General features: G+C 72.2%; 18 protein-coding genes. 9 read left to right on the top strand and 9 right to left on the bottom strand.

Going from position 1 to position 26720, the window contains the following annotated elements; genetic code table 11:
• Nucleotides 1–126: 126 nt before the first annotated feature.
• The 4 genes from ACWDVG_RS07905 to argJ all read left to right on the top strand — a co-directional run bounded on the left by ACWDVG_RS07905 (nucleotide 127) and on the right by argJ (nucleotide 5712).
• Nucleotides 127–1764, top strand: a complete 1638-nt coding sequence (locus tag ACWDVG_RS07905) for a penicillin-binding transpeptidase domain-containing protein (RefSeq protein ID WP_451697219.1) — start codon at nucleotides 127–129, stop codon at nucleotides 1762–1764.
• A gap of 31 nt (nucleotides 1765–1795) precedes the next feature.
• Entirely contained in the window at nucleotides 1796–3400 is a 1605-nt protein-coding gene (locus tag ACWDVG_RS07900) for an ABC transporter substrate-binding protein (protein WP_451697217.1), read from the top strand.
• A 118-nt stretch (nucleotides 3401–3518) separates the two neighbouring features.
• Nucleotides 3519–4316 (top strand): AfsR/SARP family transcriptional regulator, encoded by a 798-nt coding sequence (locus ACWDVG_RS07895; protein ID WP_451697215.1) that lies wholly within the window; start codon nucleotides 3519–3521, stop codon nucleotides 4314–4316.
• A gap of 217 nt (nucleotides 4317–4533) precedes the next feature.
• The gene (gene argJ / locus ACWDVG_RS07890; protein ID WP_451697213.1) at nucleotides 4534–5712 is read left to right on the top strand and encodes a bifunctional glutamate N-acetyltransferase/amino-acid acetyltransferase ArgJ; all 1179 of its coding nucleotides are present in this window, start codon (nucleotides 4534–4536) and stop codon (nucleotides 5710–5712) included.
• A 65-nt stretch (nucleotides 5713–5777) separates the two neighbouring features.
• On the opposite strand, the gene ACWDVG_RS07885 is transcribed toward argJ, so the two are convergent.
• The 6 genes from ACWDVG_RS07885 to ACWDVG_RS07860 form a co-directional block, all read right to left on the bottom strand.
• Nucleotides 5778–6170 carry a hypothetical protein gene (locus ACWDVG_RS07885; protein ID WP_451697211.1) on the bottom strand — a complete coding sequence of 131 codons (393 nt, stop codon included), beginning with the start codon at nucleotides 6168–6170 and terminating at the stop codon, nucleotides 5778–5780.
• Between the two features lie 142 nt (nucleotides 6171–6312).
• On the bottom strand, nucleotides 6313–10383 hold the full coding sequence (locus tag ACWDVG_RS07880; RefSeq protein WP_451697210.1) for a golvesin C-terminal-like domain-containing protein: 4071 nt from the start codon (nucleotides 10381–10383) through the stop codon (nucleotides 6313–6315).
• A gap of 200 nt (nucleotides 10384–10583) precedes the next feature.
• Nucleotides 10584–11810 carry an MFS transporter gene (locus ACWDVG_RS07875; RefSeq protein ID WP_451697208.1) on the bottom strand — a complete coding sequence of 409 codons (1227 nt, stop codon included), beginning with the start codon at nucleotides 11808–11810 and terminating at the stop codon, nucleotides 10584–10586.
• Nucleotides 11807–13024, bottom strand: a complete 1218-nt coding sequence (locus ACWDVG_RS07870) for a GNAT family N-acetyltransferase (protein ID WP_451697206.1) — start codon at nucleotides 13022–13024, stop codon at nucleotides 11807–11809. Before ACWDVG_RS07870 ends, ACWDVG_RS07875 begins: the two co-directional genes overlap by 4 nt.
• Nucleotides 13021–14649, bottom strand: a complete 1629-nt coding sequence (locus ACWDVG_RS07865; protein WP_451697204.1) for an ABC transporter substrate-binding protein — start codon at nucleotides 14647–14649, stop codon at nucleotides 13021–13023. Before ACWDVG_RS07865 ends, ACWDVG_RS07870 begins: the two co-directional genes overlap by 4 nt.
• On the bottom strand, nucleotides 14649–15791 hold the full coding sequence (locus ACWDVG_RS07860; protein ID WP_451697202.1) for a GNAT family N-acetyltransferase: 1143 nt from the start codon (nucleotides 15789–15791) through the stop codon (nucleotides 14649–14651). The genes ACWDVG_RS07865 and ACWDVG_RS07860 overlap by 1 nt, the downstream gene beginning before the upstream one ends.
• A gap of 146 nt (nucleotides 15792–15937) precedes the next feature.
• Between ACWDVG_RS07860 and ACWDVG_RS07855 the strand changes: the two genes are divergently transcribed.
• Genes ACWDVG_RS07855 through cs1 form a run of 5 tightly spaced genes read left to right on the top strand, consistent with a single transcriptional unit; the run spans nucleotide 15938 to nucleotide 22412 of the window.
• Nucleotides 15938–17683: a thiamine pyrophosphate-binding protein gene (locus tag ACWDVG_RS07855; protein WP_451697201.1), complete on the top strand. Its 1746-nt coding sequence runs from the start codon at nucleotides 15938–15940 to the stop codon at nucleotides 17681–17683.
• Nucleotide 17684: 1 nt separating this feature from the next.
• On the top strand, nucleotides 17685–19211 hold the full coding sequence (locus ACWDVG_RS07850) for an asparagine synthase-related protein (RefSeq protein WP_451697199.1): 1527 nt from the start codon (nucleotides 17685–17687) through the stop codon (nucleotides 19209–19211).
• Nucleotides 19208–20485 carry an ATP-grasp domain-containing protein gene (locus tag ACWDVG_RS07845; protein ID WP_451697197.1) on the top strand — a complete coding sequence of 426 codons (1278 nt, stop codon included), beginning with the start codon at nucleotides 19208–19210 and terminating at the stop codon, nucleotides 20483–20485. The genes ACWDVG_RS07850 and ACWDVG_RS07845 overlap by 4 nt, the downstream gene beginning before the upstream one ends.
• Before the next feature lie 53 nt (nucleotides 20486–20538).
• Nucleotides 20539–21435, top strand: a complete 897-nt coding sequence (gene speB, locus ACWDVG_RS07840; RefSeq protein WP_451697419.1) for an agmatinase — start codon at nucleotides 20539–20541, stop codon at nucleotides 21433–21435.
• A complete protein-coding gene (gene cs1, locus ACWDVG_RS07835) occupies nucleotides 21435–22412 on the top strand; it encodes a clavaminate synthase Cs1 (RefSeq protein WP_451697195.1) in 978 nt (325 codons plus the stop codon). The genes speB and cs1 overlap by 1 nt, the downstream gene beginning before the upstream one ends.
• A gap of 63 nt (nucleotides 22413–22475) precedes the next feature.
• On the opposite strand, the gene ACWDVG_RS07830 is transcribed toward cs1, so the two are convergent.
• From ACWDVG_RS07830 to ku, 3 genes are all read right to left on the bottom strand, one after another.
• Nucleotides 22476–23510 (bottom strand): MBL fold metallo-hydrolase, encoded by a 1035-nt coding sequence (locus tag ACWDVG_RS07830; protein WP_451697193.1) that lies wholly within the window; start codon nucleotides 23508–23510, stop codon nucleotides 22476–22478.
• 128 nt (nucleotides 23511–23638) lie between these two features.
• The gene (locus ACWDVG_RS07825) at nucleotides 23639–25279 is read right to left on the bottom strand and encodes a M4 family metallopeptidase (protein ID WP_451697191.1); all 1641 of its coding nucleotides are present in this window, start codon (nucleotides 25277–25279) and stop codon (nucleotides 23639–23641) included.
• Between the two features lie 221 nt (nucleotides 25280–25500).
• Nucleotides 25501–26661, bottom strand: coding sequence for a non-homologous end joining protein Ku (gene ku / locus ACWDVG_RS07820; RefSeq protein WP_451697189.1), 1161 nt, complete (start codon nucleotides 26659–26661; stop codon nucleotides 25501–25503).
• Nucleotides 26662–26720: the final 59 nt, after the last annotated feature.

Genomic DNA, 26720 nt, shown 5'->3' with positions numbered 1-26720 from the left:
ATAACCGACGGCGCGGGAGCGAGTGGGCCGGACACCGTCCCGACGGGACACGACAGCACGGCGAGCCCGCCAACGAGCCTGCGAACACGGGCCGATCCGCGACGGGAACGGCCTAAACTCATGGCCATGTCTCGCTACAGCAACTACGGCACTCGGCGCCGGCGCAGCCGGGTGAAGCCGATTGTCGGCACGGTCGTCACCCTCTCCGTACTGGGCGGCTTAGGGTACTGGGGGTACACGTCGCTGGCGGCTTCGGACGAACCCGACAAGGACGTCCGGGAAGCCACCGCGCAGGTACAGAAGTTCCTCGACGCGTGGGCCGCGAACAAGCCCACCGAGGCCGGGAACCTGACGGATTCGCCGAAGAACGCCGAATCTCTCGTGAAGTCCGTCATGACCAACCTGAAGCCGACGAAGACGACGATCACGGCGGCCCTCGACAAGGCCCGCAAGGCCGACGGTGGAAAGGTTCAGGTTCCCTTCACCGTCCGTATGGATATCCCCTCGGCCGGCTCGCTCACCTACGAGTCCTCGGCGAATGCGCTCAAGAGCGGTCAATGGAAAGTGGAATTCTCCACTCCAGTGATCTATCCCAAGATGGAGCCGGGCCAGACCCTCGCCCTGAAGTCCAACGACAGCCGCGGCACCGTCCTCGACAAGCACGGCCGCGAGCTGACCGCCCCCTCGCTCGTCGGCAACGTCGACGAGAACGGCAAGGGCGTCTCGGGCCTGGAGGCGCGGTACGACAAGGTGCTGTCCGGCAACGCCGAGCACCCCCGCTCCGTCGTCGTGGTCGACCGCAACTCCGGCCAGGAGGTCGAGGCGGTGACCAAGGCCGGGACGAAGCCCGGCGAGGACGTGCGCACGACGATCGACCCGAAGGTCCAGGAGGCGGCCGCCGAGGCGCTGCAGGGCACGGACAAGAACGTCTCCCTCGTCGCCGTCGACCCGACGAACGGCCACATCCTGGCCGCCGCGAACCGGCCCGGCGGCATGAACCGGGCCCTGGAGGGGCGCTATCCCCCGGGCTCGACCTTCAAGGCCGTGACCGCGACCGCCCTCCTGATGAAGGGCGTGAAGCCGGACGAGAAGGCCGACTGCCCGAAGTTCCAGCACGTCAACGGCCAGCAGTTCGAGAACCAGAAGCAGTTCGAGCTGCCCGCCGGCTCGACCTTCCGCGACTCCTTCGCCAAGTCGTGCAACACCTTCTTCGTCGGTGAGCGCGCCCAGGTGGCCGGCCCGGTCCTCAAGGACACCGCCCGCTACTACGGCATCGGCGAGGAGTGGGACATCGGCGCCGTCTCGTACGACGGCTCGGTGCCCGTGCCCGAGTCGGACAACGAGCTGGCCGCCTCCACCATCGGCCAGGGCCGCGTGCTCGCCTCTCCCCTGAACATGGCCGCCGTCGCCGCCACGATCAAGGAGGGCGAGTTCAAGCAGCCCGTCCTCGTGCCCGACCACGTGAAGAAGAGGGCCACCGCGCCGAAGCTGCCCGCCGACGTGGTCGCGGCGCTGCGCGACATGTCGCGCGCCACCGTGACGTACGGCGCCGGCTGGGCCCTCAAGGACATCCCCGGCAGCCCGCACGCCAAGACGGGCACCGCCGAGTACGGTGCGGCGAATCCGCCGCAGACGCATGCCTGGATGATCGGTTACCAGGAGGACATGGACCTCGCCTGGGCCGTGATCATCGAGGACGGCGGGTCGGGCGGCAAGGACGCCGGACCCGTGGCTGCCCGGTTCCTGCGAAGCCTCCACTCCTAGGACAGGACGATCCGTGCCGTTCAACGCCGTCGTGACAGAAGGAACGTTCAACCCCTCCACCCACCGGGGCGGAACGCTCCGGCTGACCCGGACCGACGATTTCGACTCCCTGGACCCCGCCGACACCTACTACGCCTACACCTGGAACTTCATCCGGCTCCTCGGCCGGCCCCTGGTGGGCTACGTCAACGGCGACTCCGGCACCCCCGAGCTCGTCCCCGACCTCGCCGAGGCGCTCGGCGAGGTCTCGGACGAGGGCCGCACCTGGACCTACCGGCTCCGGCGCGGCGTGCTCTTCGACGACGGCACCCCCGTCACCTCGGCGGACGTCCGGTACGCGGTGCTGCGGGCCAACTTCCCCCAGGAGGTGTACGGGGCGGAGTCAGGCGTCGTCCGCGGCGGACCGCAGTACTTCGCGCAGTACCTCACCGGTCCGGAGGGCGTCGAGGCCCCCGACCCGCACACGGTCGTCTTCCGGCTGCGCGAACCGTTCGCCGGCTTCGACTACCTCGCGGCCCTGCCGACCACCATCCCGGTCCGGGCCGCCCTCGACACGTACCCCGAGGAGCGCCCCGGACCCGACGCCTGCGGTCCGTACCGCACGGCCGAGTACGTCCGCGGCAAGGTCCTGCGCCTGGAGCGCAACCCGTACTGGGACGCGGCGACCGACCCGATCCGCACCGCCCTGCCCGACGAGGTCACCGTCACCCTCGGTGTCTCCGGCGAGGAGGTCGACCGGCTGCTCCTGACCGGGGAGGCCGACATCGACCTGGCCGGCGTCGGGGTCCAGCCCGAGACCCAGGACCGGCTGCTCGCCGACCCGGAGCTGCGGGAGCGGGTCGACAACCCGCACACCGGCTTCGTCTGGCTGTACTGCATCAACTCCCGGATCGGGCCGCTCGCGGACGTGCACGCCCGCCGCGCGGTGCAGTACGCCACGGACAAGCAGGCCATGCGCGCCGCGTACGGCGGCGAGCCCTCCGGCGACATCGCCACCACGCTGCTGCCGCCCAGCATCCGCGGATACGCCCCGTACGACCGCTACCCGGTCGGCCCGGACGCGACCGGGGACGTCGAGGCGGCCCGGCGCGAGCTGGAGCTCGCGGGGTTCCCGGACGGCTTCGAGACGAAGATCGCCGCTCGCCGGGACCGGCGCAAGGAGTACAACGCGGCGCTCGCCCTCTCGGCGGGCCTGGCCCGCGTCGGCATCCGGGCGGAGGTCGTGCCGTTCAGCTCCGGCGAGTACTTCAACAAGGTCGCCGGCGTCCCGGAGTACCTCCGCGAGCACGGCATCGGGATCGTGATGTTCGGCTGGGCGGCCGACTTCCCCGACGGCTTCGGCTACCTCCAGCAGATCTGCGACTCGCGGGCCATCAAGTCGGCGGGCAACCAGAACCTGGGCGAGCTGGCCTCTACGCGGGTCGACACCCTGCTCGACAGCGGCGCCCGCATGCTCGACGCCGACGTACGGGCCGGGATCTGGGCCTCCGTCGACCGGGCCGCGATGGACGAGGCGGTCATGTGCCCGTACATGTACGTCAAGTCGGTCATCTACCGGGCCGACCGGGTGACTAACATCCGCATGTCGCAGGCCTATGGCATGTATGACTATGCGGTCATGGGCGTCGCGGACTGAGCAGAGCAGATCCGACCGAGTCACCGTTCTTGATCATCACGGAGTGAACCGCATCCGCGCATCCGATCGATCGCGTGGTTCATGAGGTGCGCGGGGATGCCTATCTGGGGGAGTCAGCATGGCAGCACATGTCACCATCGAACTGTTGGGGCCGGTCACCGTCTGGCACGACGGCAGACGCGTGCCCATCCAGGGCCAGCGGCAGGTGAAGTTCCTCGCCACCCTCGCGCTGCAGCCCGGGCAGGTGGTGTCCAAGGACGTGATCATCGAGGACTCGTGGGGGTCCGATCCGCCGAAGACCGTGGCCGGGCAGATACAGAACAGCGTGTGGATGATCCGTACGGCCCTGGAGGAGGCGGGCGTCGGCCGTGACGTCCTCGCCTCCCACCACAACGGCTATCAGCTCGACATCCCCGCGCACCACGTCGACCTGTTCGCCTTCCGCGCCATGATCCGCGAGGTGCGCGGCTTAATGGCGGCCGAGCGGCACGAGGACGCCGCACTCCACCTGGACGCGGCGCTCGCCCTGTGGAAGGGGCCGGCGCTCTCCGACGTGGCCACGCCCATCCTGCGCCACCGGGCCGCGGTCTTCGACGGGGAGCGGACCGCCGCCCTGGAGATCCGCGCCCACCTGGGCGTGCTCCTCGGGCGGTACGACGAGGCCATCTCGCAGCTGGAGCACCTCATCGCGAGCGAGCCGCTCCGGGAGGACCTGCGGGTGTCGCTCATGCACGCGTACTACGCGGTGGGGCGGCAGGCCGACGCGCTGGACGTGTACCACCAGGCGAAGGAGGTGCTGATCGAGCAGATCGGCATCCGGCCCGGCAAGCAGCTGCGCGAGACGATGCACGCCGTGCTCCACCAGAACCTGGTCATCGCCGGGCGCCGCACCCGGGAGGGCGCGCTCGGCGGATAGCCGCACGACGAGCCACGGCGCGCGGCGCACACAGCGGCGCGCCGCCGGCCTCGGCGCGTCCGGGCACAGCGGCGCGCCACCAGCCACGGCGCGCCGTCGGTGACGGCGTCGCCCTTCGACGCGGGGCCGGTCCGGGAATCCCCCGTTTCCCTTGGACCGGCCCCGCCCTTATTCTGGACTTCGCTGCATACCTATTCGCCTCATGGAAGGTTTTTTCATGTCGCCCGCAGTCCCGCAAGGCTTCACCGTCCACACCGCTCCCGTCGGCGTCCTCGACGACGGCCGTGACGACCTGTGCATGATCGTCTCCGACGTCCCCGCGCAGGTGGCGGCCGTCTTCACCCAGTCCCGCTTCGCCGGCCCCTCGGTGCGGCTCTCCCGCGAGGCCGCCGCCGACGGCCGGGCCCGCGGCGTGGTCGTCGTCGCCCGGAACGCGAACGTGGCGACGGGCGCCGAGGGCGCGGCCAACGCCGCGACGGTCCGGGACCTCGCGGCGCGCGCCTGCGGGGCCGAGCCGGAGGACCTGCTCATCGCCTCCACGGGCGTGATCGGGCGCCAGTACCCGATGGACTCCATCACCGGCCACCTCACCGGCCTCTCCTGGCCCCCGCCCCCCGGGGCGGGGGGTCCGGCCGACATGGGCACCGCCGCGCGGGCCATCATGACGACCGACACCCTCCCCAAGTGCGTCTCGGTCAGGGTCGGCGACGCCACCCTCACCGGCATCGCGAAGGGGGTGGGGATGCTGGAGCCGGACATGGCCACGCTCCTCGTCTTCTTCGTCACCGACGCGGAGATCGAGCAGGACGCCCTGCGGAGCACCTTCAAGAAGGTCATGGACGTCACGTTCAACGCGGTGTCGATCGACACCGACACCTCGACCTCCGACACGGCCGTGATCTTCGCCAACGGCCTGGCCGGTCCGGTCGACGCGGACGAGTTCACCGGGGCGCTGCACGAGGTGGCGCTGAGCCTGGTGAAGATGATCGCCTCGGACGGCGAGGGCGCCTCGAAGCTGATCCAGGTGGAGGTGTCCGGCGCCCGCGACACGGCGCAGGCGAAGCGGGTCGGCAAGACGGTCGTGAACTCGCCGCTGGTGAAGACGGCCGTGCACGGCGCGGACCCGAACTGGGGCCGGGTCGTGATGGCGATCGGCAAGTGCCAGGACGACACGGACATCGAGCCGGAGCTGGTGAAGGTGCGGTTCGGCGAGGTCGAGGTCTATCCGCCGCGGGCGGACGAGGGGGAGCGGCGCACGGTGGTCGCCGACTACCTGCGGGCCAACGACGAGGTGGTCATCGGCATCGACCTCGGGATCGCGGACGGCGCCTTCACGGTGTACGGCTGCGACCTGACCGAGGGGTACGTGAAGCTGAACGCCGAGTACACGACCTGACCGGGCTCACGACCTGACCGAGCACGGATGCGCGCAGGGCCCCGGCGGACGGTTCCGCCGGGGCCCTACGCGTCGTCGCCGCGCCGGGAGCCGAGTCCGCCGGCCAGCGCCCCCGCCACCACGAACAGGACCAGCGCCGGGACCGGCATCATGCCCGAGGGCCGGTCGACGTCGTCGACGTACAGCAGGGTCAGGGCGGCCCACAGCACCCCGCAGGCCAGGAGGAGCGGGGCGGTGCCGCGCTCGCCGAGGAGCCGCATGCCGCCCCACAGCAGCAGGGGCATCAGGATCCAGGTGACCAGGACGGTCCCGGCGAAGCCGGGCAGGGCCGCCCAGGAGTCGGGGCTGCCGTGCTCCTGGTCGCGGGCCCAGGAGAGGCCCGTGGAGAGGACGGCGTGGCAGGCCGCGGCGGCGAGCACGGTGACGGCGGCGGCTTTGGCGTGGCGTACGGAGCGCATGGCGGGTCCCGGGGAGGAGGGTGGGCCCCCGCCACGAGGAGCGTGACGGGGGCCCGGTGTCAGGTGGTTCCTTGCAGCGGCGGTTCCGTGCTGCGGTGGTTCCTCGCTGCGGTGGTTCTTTACCGCGTGTGCCGGACCGACCTTACGGCTGGGCCAGCACCCGCTGGAGGGCGTTCGCGTAGAGCCGGGCGCCGCTGATCTTCGGGTGGAAGGACTTCATCGACGGCAGGACGCCGCCGTTGTCGTACTCCGCCTTGCCGGACAGCACGATGCCGTTGATGCTCTCCGGGTCACCGCAGATCGCCTTGCCGGCGAAGTCGGGGCCCGGGTTGACGAACCGCGCTCCGGTGGCCGCGGCGGCGTTGCCCATCTCCGTGGCCAGGTGCGGGGCGAGCTCGTCGTTGAGCCACGGCGCCTCCTCCGTACCGATGCCGGGGATGCACTGGCCGTTGGCGCTGAGGAGCGCCGGGTAGCCGACGAGGACGACCTTGGCGTTCGGGGCGCGGGTCTTGATCTCGTTGAGCACGCGGATGATGCGCGGCTTGACCTCGTTGGTGATCCACCCGGGCATGAAGTTCTTGAGCGGACCGGTCATCTCACCGGTCTTCTCGCCCGTGTCCGGGTTGACCTTCTCGAACTCCGCGTCCTGGCAGAGCTTCAGGCCGGCCGCGTAGACGCACTCCTCGACCACGGGGGTGAAGAGCGAGTCGTTGCCGCCGATGGCGACGGTGACCAGGCTGGTGTTCTGGTCGAGGTAGCCGAGGTCCATCTGGGCGAGGCCGTTGCCGTACTGCGTGCGTCCGCCGGCCCAGAGGTTGTACGTACGGGCGCCGGAGCAGGCGATGAAGGAGAGGTCGACGCTCGTGCCGTACCGGTCGGTGATGGAGCCGACCGACTCGGAGAAGCCCGGCAGGGTCGCCTGGCGGATCCACGCGTTCTTGGAGCGGTGGCAGCCGTTGCCGACCTCGCTGTCGCCGACGGTCTCCTTCCAGTCGGTCTCCTGGAAGTAGTCACCGCCGCCCTCACCGGTGGCACCCTCGCCGGAGGCGAAGGAGTCGCCCATGCCGACGATGTGCGTCGGCTTGGAGCCCACGGGCTGGAACGCGACGGCGTCCCAGGCGATGTCGCGGCCGTCCTCCTGCGTGACGTTGGAGAGGGAGACCGAGGCCTGGCCGGTGAACTGGAACGTGCCGAGCGAACGCCACTCGTTGGAGCGGATGCGCTGCGGCTGGACGCGGTTCTTCGACGTCGAGGTCGCGCCGTTCACCGTGTACTTCGCCTGCTGGGAGCGGGCGGCGATGCTCGGCATGTGGACGAGGACGCGGTACCAGCCCTGGACGGACGCCGGGGCGATCCAGGTGCCGGTGACCTTCATGCGGCTCGCGTCGGCCGACCCCTCCTTGCGGGTGGTGCTGAACCACATGTGGTTGCCGTAGCCGGCGCTCAGCTGGTGGGTGTCCATCCGACCGGAGTCGGTGGCGAAGGTGAAGCCGAAGGAGCCGCCGCTGATGGCGCTGGACCAGCAGCGCCTGGCGTCACTTCCGGCGAGCGGGGTGCCGGTGTTGACGTTGTCGACGACGACCGTGCCGGACGGGAGTCCGGAGCTGCAGCGGGGCAGGTGCGGGTTGCCGTCGGCCTCTTCGGGATAGGTGTCGTTGAAGCGGAAGAGTTCCTTGCCGCACTGGTCGAGCTGGCACTGCTTCCAGGTCACCGAGGTGTTCCACCAGCAGCGGAAGTCGGTCCGCTGACAGGGGCCGGTGGCCGGGGAGTCGTTGGTGGCGCCGTCCTTGATCTTGCTGGGGTCGCACTGGTTGGCGGAGGTGCAGAACAGGTCGGCCGGGGGCTTGACGGTCGTCCGGTTGTAGGTGGTGGTCCACCACGCGGGGCGGTAGCCGTGGACCATCTTGCCCGGCTCCTCCAGGGCCTCCAGCGGACGGGCCGCCCAGCCGAGGACCTTCTCCGGGTACGGCCAGAACTGCGGCTTCGCCGCGTGGCTGTAGTCGTCGCCGCCCGCGGAGTTCTCCAGGAACGGGGTGCGGTTCACCTTGTACGTGGGGTTGGCCGGGTTGTTGGCCCAGCCGACGCCCCACGCGCCGCCGTTGGTGCTCGCCTGGGACTGCGGGTAGAAACCGGAGTTGTAGGCCCAGAGGGCGAAGAACCAGTTCTCCAGGCCCTTCGGGTCACCGTTGTTGACGATCATTCCGGCGGCGCGGGTCTGGTTCCACTTCTCGGCGAGGATGTTGACGCCGGCCGCGACGTTCGCGGTGTAGTCCAGCGCCACGGCCTCCTGGTACGCGCGCGGCTTCGAGGGCTTGATGGTGCCGTCCTCGTACGGCTTGTTCGGCAGGCGCATGCCGTCGGTGACCTGCGTGATGCCGTAACCGCAGTCGGCGGCCTTCCAGTTGATCAGCCACGGGTCGCTGGTGCCGCCGTGGGCGTCGTGCTTGATGCCGTAGTAGTTGCCGATCAGGCTGTTGGCGGTGGTGCCGGGGGCGGCGAAGCGGGTGGCCTGCCACATGTTCGATTCCTGGGCGGTGATGCCGAGGAACACCTGGGCGGGGATGCGGCCGCCGCCGGTCAGCGGCGTGAGACCGCCGACGAGGGCCTGCGGGGCGTAGCCGCCCATGCCCATGTTCTTCCAGTTGGCCGACCGGTAGACGTGCTTGTCGAGGGTGTTCTCGATGGCACGGTCGACGGCCCACTCGATCTGGCGGGGCTTGGGCTGGAAGGCCTGCTTCTGCGGGTTGCCGCGCTCGACGGAGCAGGTGCGGACGGACTCCGGCTCGGCGATGGACGTCCAGGAGGCGTCGGCGGCGCCGGCGGCGCCCAGCGTGGACGCCTTCGGGGCCGTCGAGGCCTTCGGGGCCGTGGTCCCGGCCGCCGGGGCGGCGCCGGACCGGGCGAGGGCCGGGGAGCTCTCGGAGCCCTCGGCGGAGCCGCCGAGGCCGAGGTCCGGGGTCGCCTCCATCACCGGCTTGTTGCCGGTCGGCAGGTGGTGCAGGCGGATCTTGGCGGTGCGGAAGGTGTCGTACTCCTCCGCGCGGATGCGGTGGTCCTTGCCGTCCGCCCAGGCCACGTTGACCGCGGAGCGGCCGGTGGTGGAGACGACGGCGTCCTTGTCGATGCCGCCGGGGTTGCGGATGCTGCCGGGCAGGGTGCCGACCGTCTTCGCCTTGCCGGTGACGACCGTGGTGCCGTTGGCCGCGCGGACGAGGTCGAAGTCGACGAGCCCGCCCTCGGCGAGGGTCTTCGGCTTGCCGCCGGACGGGGCCAGGTACTTCACCTTGGAGGTGGACCTGACGATGTCCTGGCCCTCGGCCGCCGCCGTGCGCGGACCGGCCGCGGGCGTCTTCGTGTGCTGGCGGTCGAGGTAGGCGAGGCCGCCCTCGGCGGTCACGGAGAGGTTGAACGGCACGTTGTCCGTGGTGACCAGGTGCTCGGTGGTGCCGTTGGCGCCGACCCGGACGATCGAGTTGCCGGCCGCCGCGACGATGCCACGCTGGGTGGGGACGGCGGAGGTGATCTGGCCCTTGAGCTTGATCGGGGCCGAGGTCTTGCCGGTGCGCACGTCCACGCCGATCAGGCGGGTCTCGCTGACGCCGGGCGTGGTCTTCTCGTCGGAGAGCTGCGTGAGGACGGCCTGCTCGCCCTCGCCGCAGCCGGGCGAGAAGTACGCGAGGCTGGCCTGGTGCGGGAGCTTGACGACCTCGCCGGTGGTGAGGTCGACGGTGGCCGTGAAGGCACCGCGCGCCATCAGGTCGGGCTTGTTGGTGAAGGTGCGGGGCGCGTAGGCGACGAGCGCCCGCTTGCCGGACTCGGTGACGCAGGCGTTGCCGATCCAGGTGTCGGTGTCGGGGAAGCCCGGCTCCAGGAGGGTGGCCGCGGTCTTCCACTCGTACCCGGCCGCCTCGTCGGCGATCAGCACGTGGAAGCCGGTGGCGTCACCGATCGTGGTCCACGCCTTGTCCGGGGACTTGGTGTGGTCGGGGCCGAGGACCTTGGCCCGCTGCTCGGCGGGGACACGGTCCTTGTTGCCCAGGTCGTCCTGGGGGGCGGTGGGCTGCGGGGGGCTCGTCCAGCCGGAGCCCGCGCGGGCTCCGGGGTCGGGTGGGGTGAGGGCCGTGGCCTGTGAGACGGTGCCGAACGCTACCGCCGAGGCGACGGCGCAGGTCACCGGGACGCGGGCGGCCCGGAGCATGCGACGTAAACGCATCTGGTGAGATTCCTTGGGTCGTGGTCGTGAAACGGAGCCGCCGGCCGAGGAGCCCGAGGAGACGCGCGCCCCGGCCAACGGCCCGACCACCGTAGGATTTCGCCCTCTCCTGGCGGTCTCCGCCTTCTCTTTCCGGACCGGAGCGGAACTCCGGGGCGCCGCGATGCTGCGGCGGTGCGGCGCCCCGGTGCCCGCGGCGCTCAGCGGCGCGACCGCTCCGTGCGGGTTCCGTCCGGTACGGGCTCGGGCGCCTCCTCCTCGTCGTCGGCGCCGAGGCGTACGAGGACGAGCCAGACGAACGCGCCCGCGGTGCCCGCCAGGGCGGTCACCGCGGTGGCTCCGACGACGCGGGTCCCGGCGGAGGCGAGGGCGGCGCCGAGCGGGATCATGCCCCAGACGAGGAAGCGCATGGTGGCGTTGACGCGGCCGAGCAGCTCGGGCGGGGTGATCTGCTGGCGGAGCGACAGCTGGGTGACGTTGTACATCACGGCGGAGGCGCCCACCCCGAACAGGGCGAGGCCGGTCAGCCAGAGCGGCACCCGTCCGGTGAGCCCGGCGAGCACGGTGAACGGGGCCGGTACGGCGAGGGCCGCGGTGATCGCCCGGGAGCGGCCGAGCCCCGCCGTGAACCGCCTCACCACGGCGGCCCCGACGATCCCTCCGGCGCCGAAGCAGGCGACCACGACGCCCGCCGCGGTCTCCCCCGCCCCGTGGTCCAGCACGACGGCGAGGAGCAGGGACATGGTCGCCGACCAGGCGAGGTTGAACAGGCCGGTGGCGGTGGCGATGCGCCGCAGCACCCGGCGGCCGGCGATGAACCGGACGCCCTCGACGACGTCCGCGTACACGCCGCGGCCCGTGGCCCCGGCCGCCTCGGCCCGTACGCCGAGGAGGCATCCGGCGGAGACCAGGAACACGCCGCCCGCCAGCGCGAACCCCAGGGGCGCGGCGGCCACCGCGAGGGCTCCCGCGACGACGGGGCCCGCGACGGTGGCGACCGACTCGGCGCCCATCATCCTGGCGTTCGCCGACACCACCCGCTCCCTGGGCACCAGGGAGGGCAGCACGGTCTGGGCGGCCACGTCGAAGAAGACGGAGGCGACTCCGGCGACGAGCGCCGCCGCGTAGAGGTGGCCCATCCGCACGGTGCCGAGGGCCCAGACGAGGGCGAGGCCGAGGCAGACGGCGGCGCGTACGGCGTCGGCGGTGACCATCACGGGCACCTTCCGCCACCGGTCCACCCAGGCGCCGGCGGGCAGCCCGACGAGGAGGAAGCCCGCGGTCTGGACGCCCATGAGGAGGGCGGCCTGGGCGGCCGTGCCACCGGCGACGGTGAGGGCGGTCAGCGGGAAGACGGTGTGGGCGACGCGGTAGCCGAGGTGGGAGGAGAGGTGGGAGACGAGGAGCCGGGTGAAGGTGCCGTTCACGGAACGGAGATCTCCCACATCACGCGCACGCCCGCCGCCCGGAACCCGAACGCGGCGTTGACGCGCCGCATGTGGGTGTTGGCCTCCGCGTTCCAGGTGTCGACGTGCGCGAGCTCCGGCTCGGCGGCCCGGCAGCGGGCGAGGTTGCGCGTCTTGACGAGACGGCCGAGCCCGCGGCCCCGGTACCCGGGGTCGACGACGGTGACGGCCTGGAGGGCGTTGTCCGGGTGGGACCCGGTCATCGACAGGGCGGTCCAGGCGACCATGCGGCCGGTGGCCTCCTCGACGATGCCGCACTGGTGGGCGCGGCGGCCGCGGGCGATCCGCATCCGCTCGAAGTCGCGGATCCGGCCGACCCGGGCGGGCTGCGGTTCCCAGCCGAGGTCGCCGGTGGGAGCGTCCCGCGTGAGGGTGGCCTCCAGCCGGGCGGCCTCGTGGACGAGGTCGTCGGGGATGGTGGAGCCCCAGTGGCGGACGGCGAGCCCCTCGCCCACGGGTTCCGGGGCGGGCGCGTCGGCGACGGCGAGGCGCAGGTGGACGAGGCGCACGAGGAGCCGCGCGCCGAGGGCGGCGGCGGCGAGCGCGGCGGGGAAGACGGCCGCGGTGCCGGCGGTGGTACGACCGGGGGGCACGGCGCCGGACGGGGCGTCGGTGCCGGGTGTACGGCCGGGGGGCAGGGCGCCGGACGGGGCGTCGGTGCCGGGTGTACGGCCGGGGGGCTCCGCACCGATCGGGGCCTCGGTGCCGGGCGTACTCCCGGAGGACACGGGCCCGTCGGGGGCCACGGCCCCGTCGGGGGCCTCGGTGCCGGACGGGTCTTCGAGCGCCTCCGGGCCGGCGTCGGCGACGACGACCACGCGCGAGCGGTCACGGGCGGCGGCGCGCTCGCTCGCGAAGGCGACGGCCCGGCGCCCGAGGCCGCGGCGGCGGTGAGCCGGGTGGACGACGAGGACGGGCGCCAGGCAGGTGTCGAGGTTCTCCTCGACGGGGAACTCGAGCCGTACGGTGACGACGCAGCGGTGCTCCTCGTCGTACCCCGCCCACTCCTCCACGACCGTGGCGGGCGGGGGGACGCGCACGGAGCCGTCGAAGTCGTCCCGGCAGGGCGCGGGGAGCTGCGGGACGTCGGTCTTGTGCGCGAGGACGCGCAGGTCGAAGACATCGTCGGCGGGGCCCGCCTCCGCGGGCCCCACGGGGACGAACGTCAAGGTCACCGGGCAACTCCCATCGCCTGGACGTCGTAGAGCCCGAACGCGGGGTGCACGTACACGTTGGTGACGTCGGGGTTGCGGTAGTGCAGGGTGCGGTCGTGGGCCATGGGCAGCATCACGGCCCGGTCCATCACGGTCCGCTCCACCTGCCGCCAGATCCGGCCGCGCTCCCCGGCGTCACGGGCGGCCATGGCCTCGTCGATGAGGCCGCGGACGACCGGGTCGTCGAGTTCGGCGAAGTTGAAGTTGCCGCCGGACTCCTTGATCTGGCGCCCGTCGACGAGCGGGGCGAGGAAGCCGTACTCGGTGGGGTAGTCGGCTCCCCAGTCGGTGACGCCCAGGCCGAGGCCGAGCTTGCGCACGGTGGCCGGGTTGCCGAGCCCGTCCCGGTAGTAGGAGGCGGTGTCGAGGACCTCGACGGTGGCGTCGATGCCGACGCGGGCGAGGCTCGCGGCGAGCGTGCGGGCGACCAGTTCGAACTTGCCGGGCTGGGTGCCGATGACGGTGGCGAAGCCGTCGGGCAGCCCCGCGGCGGCGAGTTCGGCGCGGGCCGCGTCGAGGTCGCCGGTGAGGTCGGGCCCGGAGGGGTAGCGGTCGGAGCCGGTGTGGGAGGTGAGGTTGGGCGGGAAGAGCGAGGTGGCGAGCGAGCCGCCGACGCCGTCGCCGCCGCGGGCCTCCAGGAGGGCGGCCTTGTCGGCCGCGTAGAAGACGGCCCGGCGGGCGTGGACGTTGTCGAAGGGCGGGACGGCGGTCTGCACGGTGATGTACTGGAGGAAGCCGGTGGCCGGGTTGTCGGCGCGGGCCCGGAGCGTCTCGTCGGCGAGGATACGGTCCCGGCCGGCGTGCTGGATGCCGCGGCCCTCGGTGTCCACGTGGTACTCCCCCGCGAGCAGCCGCCGGTCGAGCTCGTCGACCTCCACGCCGAAGTCGACCGTCATCTCGTCGACGAGGGCGGGGCGCACGGCGTCGGTGTCGCGGTCCCACCAGCGGTTGCGGGTCAGGTGGAGCAGGGAGCCGGGCTCGTAGCGGGCGATGCGGTACGGCCCGGAGCAGACGGGCCCCTCGCCGTACCGCGCGCGCCGGTCCTGGTGGGCGGGGACGGGCGCGGTGTTGGGCTGGGCCATCAGGAAGTCGAAGTCGGCGAAGGGGCGGCGCAGCCGGAAGACGAGGGTGTAGTCGTCCGGGCAGCTGATCGCCGGGCAGCGGCCGCCGCCGTCGTACGGGCCCCGGTAGCCGTCGTGGTCGAGGAGGTCGAGGAGGTAGGTGGGGCCGCCGGGCAGCTCGGCCTGGGCGAAGACCCGCTCGATGCCGTAGGCGATGTCGCGGGCGAAGATCTCCTCGCCGGTCTCGAACCGGGCGTCGGGCCGGATGCGGTACGTCCAGGTGAGCCCGGAGTCGGAGACCTCGCCGGGGCCCGTCGCGAGGTCGGGGACGACCCGGGCCTCGGTGGGGTCGGTGGCGAACGCCATGAGGGTGCGGTGCATGGCGCGTTGCAGCAGCCAGGACCAGACGTAGTAGGTACGTGCCGGGTCGAGGGAGTCGACGTCGGCGGAGGCGACCATGCGGAGCCGGCCGCCGCGTTCGGTCGAGGGGTTCCACATGCTGCCGACGGCGGCGTTCCACACCACTAGAGCTCCTTCACGTAGAGGTATTGGCGGGACAGCGCGCAGCCGCGCGAGACCTTGGCGTCGGTCGACCCGATCCCGTAGTGCACCCTGGTCACCCCGTGTTCGGGGGCCTTGTCGGCGAGGGTGTAGTAGAGCAGTTCGTAATAGAGGGGCAGCTTGCCCTGGGCCTCGTAGTCGAAGCCGGCCCGGTGCGCGAACCAGTCCGTCCCGTGGGAGAGGACGAGGCCGAACCCGATGATCCGGCCGTCGAGGACCGCCTTGGAGACGAGCGCCTTCTCGCCGAGGTGGTGGTGGGCGGCCGAGAGGACCGCCTCCGACCTCTTGGGGTCCCAGCCCGTCATGCCGTACTTGCCGAACAGCTCGGTCTCCAGGGCGGCGAGGCGCGGCACGTCCTCCTCGCGGAGGGGTGCGAGGTCGATCTCGACCGGGGAGGCCTCGACGTGGCGGCGCTCGGACCGTACCCGGCGGGAGCGGCGGGACGGCAGGCTCATGGCGTAGTCCATGAACCCCTTGCCGGGGTGGGTGAGGGAGGCGAACTCGCCGGAGACGCAGTGGCGGTAGCCGCGCTCGGCCAGGACCTCGCGGACGAGCGCGTCGGAGGCGTCGACGTACGGCAGGGCGGCCGAGCGGCAGCCCTCCTCGCGGGCCCGTTCCTCGACGCGGTCGAGCAGGGCGTGGACGGCGTCGGGGTCGGCCGCGGGGCCGGTGAGCAGCCGGGTGCGGCCGAGGTGCCGGCCGCCCGCCATCATCGAGGGCATCAGCGCGTCGAGGGCCGCGTCGCCGCCGAGGGCCTCGGTCAACTCGGCGGCGCCGTCCATGCCTTCGGCGACGGCGTGCCGGATCAGCAGGTCCGTGCGGCCGAGCGCCCAGGGCGAGGCGGTGGTGGCGAGGACGACGGGCACGGCGGCGACGGGCGGCGGCCCGTCGTGGCGAGCCGCGGCACCGGCGGAGTCGGCGGTGCGGCCGACCGCGTCACCTGCGCCCTCGTGGGCCGTGAAGTACCGCATCCAGGCCCCGGCGGAATCGTGGAGCACCCGCATCCAGGGCGGCGTGAGGAAGAAGTCCTCCGGGCCCAGCAGGGCGTCCCAGCCGGCCGACCGGGCTTCTTCCGGCGTATTCCAGCATTCGATGTCCACAGTCACGCGGCAATACTCCGCGTCCCCGCTCTCCGGGCGCTCTCCGGGACCTCTTCGCGGGCTCTCCGATACTGCGCGGAGAGTGACCGGAGAGAACGCCCCTCCATGGTGGTGCTGTCCGCCGGAAACCCGAACAGGAGATGCCTCCACCCATGTCCCGAGTATCCACTGCAGGCGCAGCCACCAGCACGACGACCGCCCACCTCCTCCTGAAGCGCCTCAAGGAGCACGGCATCGACAAGGTGTTCGGTGTCGTCGGCCGCGAGGCCGCCTCGATCCTCTTCGACGAGGAGGAGGGCATCGACTTCGTCCTGACCCGCCACGAGTTCACGGCCGGCGTCGCCGCCGACGTCCTCGCCCGCATCACCGGCCGCCCCGCCGCCTGCTGGGCGACCCTCGGTCCCGGCATGACGAACCTGTCCACCGGCATGGCCACCAGCATCCTCGACCGCTCGCCGGTCATCGCGATGGCGGCCCAGTCCGAGTCGCACGACATCTTCCCGAACGACACCCACCAGTGCCTCGACCTGGTGAAGATCGCCGAGCCGATGTCGAAGTACGCGGTCGAGCTGGAGCGCCCGAAGGAGATCATCGACCTCGTCGACTCCGCCATCGCCAACGCGATGAGCGAGCCCGTCGGCCCCTCCTTCATCTCGCTGCCCGTGGACCTCCTCGGTTCCGGCGAGGGCATCGACCCGGAGGCCACCTACGCCCCGGCCCGTACCCCGAAGCGTCCCGTGGGCGCCACCCAGCCCGGCTGGGAGGAGTACGCCGACGAGGCCGCCGCCCTGGTCCGCGACGCCAGCAACCCGGTCTTCGTGGTCGGCGCCGCCGCCATCCGCGCCGGTGCGGTCGAGCCGATCCGCGCCCTCGCCGAGCGCCTCAACATCCCGGTCATCACCACCTACATAGCCAAGGGCGTCCTGCCGCAGGACCACGAGCTCAACTACGGCGCGGTCACCGGTTACATGGACGGCATCCTCGGCTTCCCGGCCCTGGAGACCCTGTTCGGCCGCGCCGACGTCGTCCTGACCCTCGGCTACGACTACGCCGAGGACCTGCGGCCCTCGATGTGGAGCCGCGGCATCGAGAAGAAGACCGTCCGCGTCTCCCCGACCTTCAACCCGGTCCCGCGCATCTACGCGCCGACGGTCGACGTCGTCACCGACGTCCGCGCCTTCGTCGAGCACCTGGACGCCGCCACCCGCGAGGTCGCGGCCAAGGACCGCCACGACATCACCCCGCTGCGCGAGCGCATCCGGGAGTTCCTGGCGGACCCGGAGGAGTACCAGGACGGCATGCGCGTCCACCAGGTGATGGACTCCATGAACACGGTCATGGAGGAGACCGCGGGCTCCGGCCGGGGCACGATCGTCTCCGACATCGGCTTCTTCCGTCACTACGGCGTGCTCTTCGCCCGCGCCGACCAGCCCTTCGGCTTCCTCACCTCGGCCGGCTGCTCCAGCTTCGGCTACGGCATCCCGGCCGCGATCGGCGCGCAGATGGCCCGCCCGGACGAGCCGACCTTCCTGATCGCCGGCGACGGCGGCTTCCACTCCAACTCCTCGGACCTGGAGACCATCGCCCGCCTGAACCTGCCGATCGTCACCGTCGTCGTCAACAACGACACCAACGGTCTGATCGAGCTGTACCAGAACATCGGCCACGCCCGGTCGCACGACCCGGCCATCAAGTTCGGCCCGGACAACTCCGGCAAGGGCGCCGTGGACTTCGTCCTGCTCGCCCAGGCCAACGGTGTCGAGGCGGAGCGCGTCAGCACCCGCGAGGGCCTGCTCGCCGCGCTGCGCAAGGGTGCCGCGCTCGGCCGTCCGTACCTGATCGAGGTCCCGGTCAGCTACGACTTCACCTCCGCCGGCTTCGGAGCGCTGAAGATCTGACATGACTGAGCAGCCACTCCCGGCTGCCTTCGGCTTCCTGGCCTCCGCCCGTACAGGCGGGGGCCAGGACCCGCAGGCACCCCGATTCGCCACGCGCGGCCGGCAGAGCTCCTCCTCCGCACGGCTGCGTTCCCAGTCCGTCCGCTTCACCCTCGTCCACCCCGGTGACGACGCCTCCGGCGCGTACGCGGTGGAGGGGGACGCCGTCGCCGTCCTCGCGGGTGAGATCTACAACCGCGACGAGATCGACACGGTCCTGGAGCGGGCCGCGGCCTCGGACGCCGACCGCGTCCTCGGTCTCGTGGAGCGGTACGGGCTCCACGCGTTCCGGCTCCTCAACGGGCGCTTCGCCGCGTTCGTCGCCGACGGCGGGCGCGTCCTGCTCGCCACCGACCACGCGGGCTCCGTCCCGCTCTACACCCGCAGGTCCGCCGGGCAGGTCCTCGCCGCGACCGAGGCGAAGGTCCTGGCCGCGCCCGCGCACCAGGGCGACCTCGGGTTCCCGGCCGGCGGGGCGCGGCGCGTCCGCCGGCTCCCCGGGCTCCACCAGGTGCCCGCGGGTTCGGTCCTGGAGATCGACACCGAGGACGGCACGGCCCGGACGCACCGCACCTGGGTGCCGCCCGTGTCGCGCCGGATCATGAGCGAGGAGAGCGCGGTCGAGGCCGTGCGGAGCGAGCTGGAGAAGGCGGTCGCCCGCCGGCTCTCCCCCGCCGCCCCGCCGCTGGTGGTGCTCTCCGGCGGCATCGACTCCTCCGGTGTCGCGGCGCTCGCGGACGCGGCCGTGCCCGGCGGCATCGACACGCTGTCCATGGGCACGGACCGGTCCAACGAGTTCCCGCAGGCCCGGGTGGTCGCCGAGCACCTCAACTCGCGGCACCGGGAGATCACCATCCCCACCTCGGAGCTGCTCGCGCAGCTGCCGCACACCGTGCACGCGGCGGAGTCCCTGGACGCCGACGTCCTGGAGTACCTGCTGCCGCTCACCGCGCTGTACCGGCGGCTCGACGGCCCGGCGCGCCGCGTGCTCACCGGCTACGGGGCGGACATCCCGCTCGGCGGCATGCACCGGGAGGACCGGCTGCCGCAGCTCGACACCGTGGTCGCCTTCGACATGGACACCTTCGACGGCCTCAACGAGATGAGTCCGGTGCTGTCGACGGCGTCCGGCCACTGGTCGACCCACCCCTACTGGGACCGTGACGTCCTGGAGCTGCTGACGACCCTGGAAGCGGGTCTGAAGCGGCGCTACGGGCGGGACAAGTGGGTCCTGCGCGCGGCGATGGGCGACGTCCTGCCGCACGAGACGGTCGTCCGGCCGAAGCTGGGCGTCCACGAGGGCTCCGGTACGACCTCGGGCTTCACGCTGCTCGTCCGCGAGGCGGGCGTGCCGGAGGCGCAGGTCGGGGCCGCCAAGACGGCGGTGGTGCAGGAGCTGTTCGACCGGATCGTGGTGGGCGGCGAGGAGCCGGACGAGGTGAGCCTGCCGGACGTGGTGGAGAAGGCCGCGAAGGCGGTGTCCGCATGACCGATCTCGGCGGTTTCGCGGGCAGGCGGCTGGCGCTGGTCGAGTCGATGCTGCACGACGCCTTCTACGACGGGATCCACGCGGCCCGCGACCACGGCTGCGAGATCTGGCTGCTCGTCCAGGGCGAGGAGTGGTACACGTCGGGCCGGCCCTTCGCCGAGCATCCGCTGGGAAAGGTCGACCGGGTCCTGCACGTCGACACCCACGACTGGCGGGCGATCGTCGACGCCGTCACGGACGACGACGGGAAGCCGCTGGTCGACGGCGTCCTGTCGTTCTCCGACTACCACACCGAGGCCACGGCGCGGGCGGCCGAGCACCTCGGCCTGCCCTCCCAGGGCCTCGACGCGGTCCGTGCGGCGAACCACAAGCACCTGCTGCGGGAGGCGCTCGGCGACGACCCGGCCAATGTGCGCTGGCGTCTGGTCACCACCCTGGAGGAGCTGGACGAGGCGGTCCACCACGTGGGGCTGCCGTGCATCGCCAAGCCGCCGTCGGAGGCGATCAGCTACGGGGTGCGCAAGTGCCGCACCCGGGAGGAGGCGCTGGCGGCCTGGCGGGAGCTGAACGCCGTCCGCGCCTCGCTGCGCGGCCAGCCCCGGCCCGGCCACGTGCTCTTCGAGGAGTACGTGGAGGGCGTCGAGGTCTCCGTGGAGTCGATGACGGTCGAGGGCCGCACGCACTTCTTCGGGGTCACCTCCAAGGAGCTGCACGGGGCGACGATGCTGGAGGAGGCGCACTCCTTCCCCGTCGCCCTCGAACCGGCCGCCCTGGAGGAGCTGTTCGGCTGCGTGGACCGGGTGCTGACCGCGATCGGCTACCGGCAGGGCCCGGCCCACACCGAGGTCATGCTCACCGCCGACGGCCCGCGGATCGTCGAGGTCAACACGCGGCTGCCCGCGCACATGATCTCGACGATGGTCGCGGACGTGTGCGGCACCAATCCGCACCTGGACGCCAAGCTCCTCGCGCTCGGGCTGCCGGTCGCCCCCGGCAGCCCGGGGCAGGGGCGGACGGGCGGCGCCGCCGTCGTCGTCCTCTTCCCGGAGGAGCCGGGCGTGCTGACCGGCATCCACGGGATCGAGGAGGCGGAGGCCGCGGGGGTCCGGGTGATCCCGCACGCCGCCGTCGGGGACAGCGTCGCGACGCGCCTCGACAACTCGGCCTCCGTCGGCTTCGCCTACGCCCACGCCGAGACCGCGGAACGGGCGCTCGGCAAGGCCCGGGAAGCCGCGGCCCGCATCCGTATCGACACCCGTAAGGAGGGCCGGTGAGCGGTCAGATCAACTCGAGCTTCTCCCCTCGCTACGCCCAGATCCCGACGTTCATGCGCCTGGCCCACAACCCGAGCCCGAAGGGCTACGACGTGGTGGTGATCGGCGCGCCGTACGACGGCGGGACGAGCTACCGGCCGGGGGCGCGGTTCGGTCCGCAGGCGATCCGCTGCGAGTCGGGGCTCATCCACGGGGTCGGCATCGACCGGGGACCGGGCGTCTTCGACCTGATCAAGTGCGTGGACGCCGGGGACATCGACCTGACCCCGTTCAACCAGCAGGCGGCGATGGCGACCGCGCAGAGCCGGCTGACGAGCATCCTCGCCGACAACGCGGCCTTCCTGATGCTGGGCGGCGACCACTCGCTCACCCTCGCGGGGCTGCGGGCCGTGGCGGCGCAGCACGGTCCGGTGGCGGTGCTGCACCTGGACGCGCACTCGGACACCAACCCGGCGATGATCGGCGGCGAGTACCACCACGGGACGCCGTTCCGGCACGGCATCGAAGAGGGGATCATCGCCGCGGACCACATGGTCCAGCTCGGCATCCGCGGCCACAACCCGCGGCCCGACTCGCTGGACTACCCCCGCTCGCACGGGGTGCGCGTGGTGACGTCGGACGAGTTCGCCGACCTGGGGGTGCCCGCCACCGCGGCCCTGATCCGGCGGAAGATCGGCGACCACCCGGTCTACGTGTCGGTGGACGTCGACGTCTTCGACCCTGCGTTCGCGCCGGGCACCGGCACGCCCGCCCCCGGCGGTCCGACCTCCCGCGAGATCCTCTCGCTCCTGCGCAGCGTCGGTGACCTCAATCTCGTCGCGATGGACGTGATGGAGGTGTCGCCGCTCTACGACCACGCCGGGATCACCTCGGTTCTGGCGACCGAGGTGGGCGCGGAACTGCTGTACCAGTACGCCCGACTGCACGTGAAGGACAAGGAGAACACCTGATGGCGATCATCGACGCCAGCGCGCACGCGGATCAGCTCCGCGCGCTCGTCCAGCGGCTGCCGGAGATACCCCGCCGCGATCTCTACTCGTTCCTGGAGGTGGCCGGGGCGCTGTCGGCCGACCTCCCGAAGGAGATCGCGGCGGCGCTCGACGAGTTCAACGTCGCGGGGAACGAGGACGGTTACCTCGTCTTCCGCGGTCTGCCCGTCGAGCCGGACTTCGACCTTCCGGCGACGCCGACCAGCACGCCCGCCCCGGTCGACCGGCGGCGGCTCACCATGGAGGGCCTGCTCGGCGTCTTCGGCCGCCGGCTGGGCCTGCACACCGGCTACGCCGAGCTGCGCAGCGGCACCGTCTACCACGATGTCTACCCGTCGCCCGGCGCCCACCACCTCTCCTCGGAGACCAGCGAGACGCTGCTGGAGTTCCACACGGAGATGGCGTACCACGTGCTCCAGCCGAACTACGTGATGCTGGCGTGCTCGCGCCAGGACCACGAGGGCCGGGCGCAGACGCTGGTGGGCTCGATCCGCAAGGCGCTGAAGCTCCTGGACGCGGAGACGATCGCGCACCTCTACGAGCGTCCGATGCCCTGCTCCGTGGACGTGGCCTTCCGCGGCGGCGAGGAGGACCCGGGTGACATCGCCCGCGTCAAGCCGCTGTACGGCCCGGCCGAGGACCCGCTGCTCGGCTACGACCGGGAGCTGCTGCACCCGCAGGAGCCGGCCGACCAGGAGGCCGTGGCGAAGCTGTCGAAGGCCCTGGACGACGTGACGGAGGCCGTCACGCTCACCCCGGGTGATCTGCTGATCATCGACAACTTCCGTACGACGCACGCGCGTACGCCGTTCACGCCGAAGTGGGACGGCCACGACCGCTGGCTGCACCGCGTCTACATCCGTACCGACTCGTACGGCCAGCTGCCCACCGGCGAGGAGCGCGCCGGGGACGTCATCTCCTTCTCCCCCCGCGGGTGAGGGCGCGCGGGGCCGGTCGGCGGACCGGCCCCGCGTGGTCCGTCCGGGGTCGGGGCGCCGGACTCAGGGCGCCGGACGGGACGGCGCCGCACTGGACGGCGCCGCGCTCAGGGCGATCGGTTGCAGGTGCCGCGGGGCGACGACCCGGGAGCCGGCCGGGGCGGCCCTGGTCAGCTCGTCGGCCGCCGAGGAGCTGACGGAGGCGGCGAGCCGGGCCGGTTCGTCGGCCAGCGGGGTGGTCATGTCGTCGTGGTGGCAGGGCACGAGCAGCGGCGGGTTGCCGAGGGTCGTGAGCAGCCGTCCGACGTACCGGTGGACCGCGGCGTGCGAGGTCATCGGGATCAGGGCGACGTCGGGCCGGATCCCGGCCAGTTCGCGTTCGACGAAGTTGGTGGCGCCCATGAGCAGGATCGACGGCCCGCCCTCGACGGACACCTGGTAGGCGAGGGTGTCGCCCTCGACGAGGTCGCCGATCGTCGTCGGCCGCGCGGGCGGCTCGACCCGCCGTCCCGGCGCGAAGTAGCCGTGGTCGGCCGTCTGGCTGTGCAGGCTCCGGAAGACCTCCACGGTGTACCCGTCGAACTGGAGGAACTCGCCGCCCTTGACCTGGATGACGTCCTCGACGCGGCGCTCCGGGGTGTCCATGGCCGCCAGCAGGTGCCGCACGGTCTCGTCGCACACGGTCCTGATGCGCGCGGAGGCCCAGGCGGGCCGGGCGAGGAGCTGGGGCACGTCCGTCACGTGGTCGAAGTGCCCGTGGCTGACCATGATGAGTTCGGGCGCTCCGGCGAGGTGCCGCTCCGCCACCTTCTCCACGGCCTCGCGGTCGGGCCGCAGGGGCATCCCCGGGTCGAGCGCCCCCTTCTCGTCGGTGCAGGGGACGCGGCTGATGTAGGGGTCGAAGAGCAGGCTGCGCCGCCCGTCGATGACGATCTCCCAGCCGGACACGCCGAGCCACCGCAGTTCCACGGCGGTGGTGTACTCCTTGCGGCCCGGCACCACCCAGCCGGAAGCGCCGACCCAGGCCCCGACCGCGATGCCGGATGCCGTCAGGGCCCCCTTGAGGACCGCTCGTCGCCTGGCCACTGTTCCACCCACTCACGTTCACCCTTGACCACTTCGAGTGAGCGTGATGTTACGACAAGTGACGACCGGGGCGGCGCTTTCGAGCCAGCCCCGGTCGTCGGGTCGTCGGCGGTGGGCCGTCGGCCGTCGGCCGTCCGGGACTAGTTGACGTTGACGGCGGCCCAGGCGGCGGCGACGGCGGTGTGCTCGGCGCTGCCGGCGCCGTAGAGGTCGGCGGCCGCGGAGAGGGTGGCCGTGCGGGCGCCGGCGTAGGTGGTGGACGAGGTCATGTAGGTGGAGAGGGCCTTGTACCAGATCTTGTAGGCCGCGGTGCGGCCGATTCCGGTGAGGGTGGAGCCGTTGGCGGTCGGCGAGTCGTAGGCGACGCCGTTGACGGTCCGGGCGCCGCTGCCCTCGGCGAGCAGGAAGAAGAAGTGGTTGGCCGGGCCCGAGGAGTGGTGGACGTCGAGGCGGGCGACCTTGGTGGACCAGTAGTCGGCGGAGCTGCCGTCGCGGCTCGGGCGGTCCATGTAGCGCAGCGGGGTGCCGTTGCCGCGGATGTCGATCTTCTCGCCGATGAGGTAGTCGCCCGCGTCGGAGGCGTTGCCGGCGTAGAACTCGACGGAGGTGCCGAGGATGTCGGAGGTGGCCTCGTTGAGACCGCCGGACTCCCGGCTGTAGCGGAGGTTCGCGGTGGCGGCGGTGAGGCCGTGGGTCATCTCGTGGCCGGCGACGTCGATGGACGTGAGGGGCCTGGTGTTGTTGGCGCCGTCGCCGTACGTCATGCAGAAGCAGGAGTCGGACCAGAAGGCGTTGACGTACGCGTTGCCGTAGTGGACGCGCGAGTAGGCGGCGACGCCGTCTCCGCGGATGCCGTTGCGGCCGAGCTCGTTCTTGTAGAAGTCCCAGGTGAGCGCGGCGCCGTAGTGGGCGTCGGCGGCGGCGGTCTCGCGGTTCGTCGCCAGGCCGTTGCCCCAGACGTCCGTGGAGTTGGTGAAGAGGGTGCCGGTGCCGGTGGTGCCGCCGGCCAGGTCGTACGTCTTGTGGCCGCCGCGCAGGGCGTCGGTGAGGGTGTACGACGGGGAGGTGCCGAGGGTCACGGAGCCGCTGTACTGGGTGTGGCCGGTGCCCGTCTCGATCGCCTCGTAGGCGTACAGCTCCTTGCCGGTGGTGGCGTCGGTGATCACGTGGCGCTCGCTCGGGGTGCCGTCGTGCTGGACGCCGGTGACGATCGTCTCCCAGGCCAGGGCCGGCTTGCCGGTGGCGGCCCAGACGACCTTGCGGGTCGAGGAGGGGGCCTCGGCGGTGTTGTCGCCGGAGGCGAGGGCGGCCCTGCCCGCGGCGGCGGAGGTGACGGCGGCGGCCGTGCCGGGCACGGATATGCGGGCGTGGGTGGCCTTGGTGGTGGAGCGGGCGCCCGAGGCCTTCTGGTGGACGACGAGGTCGCCGCCGAGGACGGGGAGGCCCTCGTAGGTGCGCTCGTAGCGCGTGTGGACGGTGCCGTCGGCGTCCTTGAGGACGTCCCGGACGACCAGCTTCTCCCGGTCGGAGAGGCCGATGGCCGCGGCGGTGGCCGGGGCGCCGGCCTGGGCCTCGCGGATCGCGGCGGCGCGCTGGGCCCCGGTGAGGACGAGGGCGGTGGCGCCCGCCTCGCGCTGGGCGGCGGCGTCGACGCGGACGTCGGCTTCGGCCTTGGCGCTGGCGGATCCGGTCTGGACGCCGACGACGACCATGGCGGCCGAGGCGATGAGGGCTGCTGCGCGGGCGGTGGTGCGGCGGTGCGAGGACTGCTGGCGGGTCACGCGGGCTCCTTCGCTGAAAACGCGTGGGGGGGGTGAGGGGGGTGGCGCGGCTGAGAGCGTGCCAGCGAAGGTTCCCGTTTGACAGGTATCCGACAGAAATTTGACCAGCTGTTGTCCGAAGGACGGCCAAAGACGTCCGCTATGCGGCGACTTGGCGCCCCTTCAGGCCATCCTCGCCCCCCGGGCCCCCGTGTCCCCGGCCCCTCGCCCCCGCCCCCTCGTCAGGCCGAGCGCTTGCGCGGGGCCGCCTTCTTCGCCGCGGCCTTCTTCGCCGGCGTCTCCTTGGCGGCGGACCTCTTCGAGGCGGCCGTCTTCCCGGTCGCCGACTTCGCCGTGGACTTGGCGGTGGACTTGGTGGTCGACTTCGCCGCCGCCTTCTTCCCGGCCGCCGACTTCGCCGTCTCCTTCGACGTGGACTTCCGGGCCGCCGGCGCCTCCGCCTTCGCGGCGGTACGGGCCGTGGACTTCCTGGCCCCGGTCTCCTTCGGCGCCCGCGCCGAGGACGCCCGGCCGCGCGGCTTCAGCTCCGTGACCTCCGCCGGCTCCCCCGACCGCCCCGGCTCCGCCGACCCGACGTCGCCCTCGGCGGGCGCCTCGCCACGGGCCTCCTTCGCCGCGCGCACACTGCTCTCCAGGGCCGCCATCAGGTCGATCACCTTGCCGCCGCCACGGTCCTCGCCCGGCTCCGGCGGGGCCACGCCCGCACCGCCCTCCGCCTTCGCCGCGATCATCTCCTCCACGGCGTCGCGGTAGTCGTCGTGCAGGGTGGTGATGTCGACGTCGCCGAGGGTGGCCATCAGGGCGTCCGCCAGGTCGAGTTCGGCCTCCCGGACGCTCACCGGCGTCTCCGGCGCCACGCCCTCGGGGGCGCGGATCTCGTCAGGCCAGAGCAGGCCGTGCATCGCGATCACGTCGTCGACGACCCGGAGCATCCCCAGGCGCTCCCGGCCCCGCAGGGCGAACTTCGCGACCGCCACCTTGTCGCTGCGCTTGAGCGCCTCGCGGAGCAGGGTGTACGGCTTGGCGGCGGGCACGCCGTTCGCCGAGAGGTAGTAGGCGGTGTCCATCTGGAGCGGGTCGATCTCGCCCGCCGCGACGAAGGCGACGATCTCGATCGTCTTGGCGGTGGGCAGCGGAAGCGACGCCAGGTCCTCGTCGGTGATCGGGATCATGGTCCCGTCGGCGTCCTCGTAGGCCTTGCCGATCTCCGCCTGCGAGACCTCGGCGCCGTCGAGCTCGCACACCTTCTTGTAGCGGACGCGGCCGCCGTCCTCGGTGTGGACCTGGCGGAAGGAGACGGACCGGCTCTCGGTGGCGTTGACCAGCTTGATCGGGATGCTGACCAGACCGAAGGAGATGGCGCCGTTCCAGATGGATCGCACGTTTCGTTCCCTTCACACCGTTCACGCCGCTTACACTGCCTGCACCATTCGCACCGTTT

This window comes from Streptomyces sp. NPDC003327, from assembly GCF_053589515.1.
This window is presented reverse-complemented; position numbering and strand designations above follow the sequence as displayed.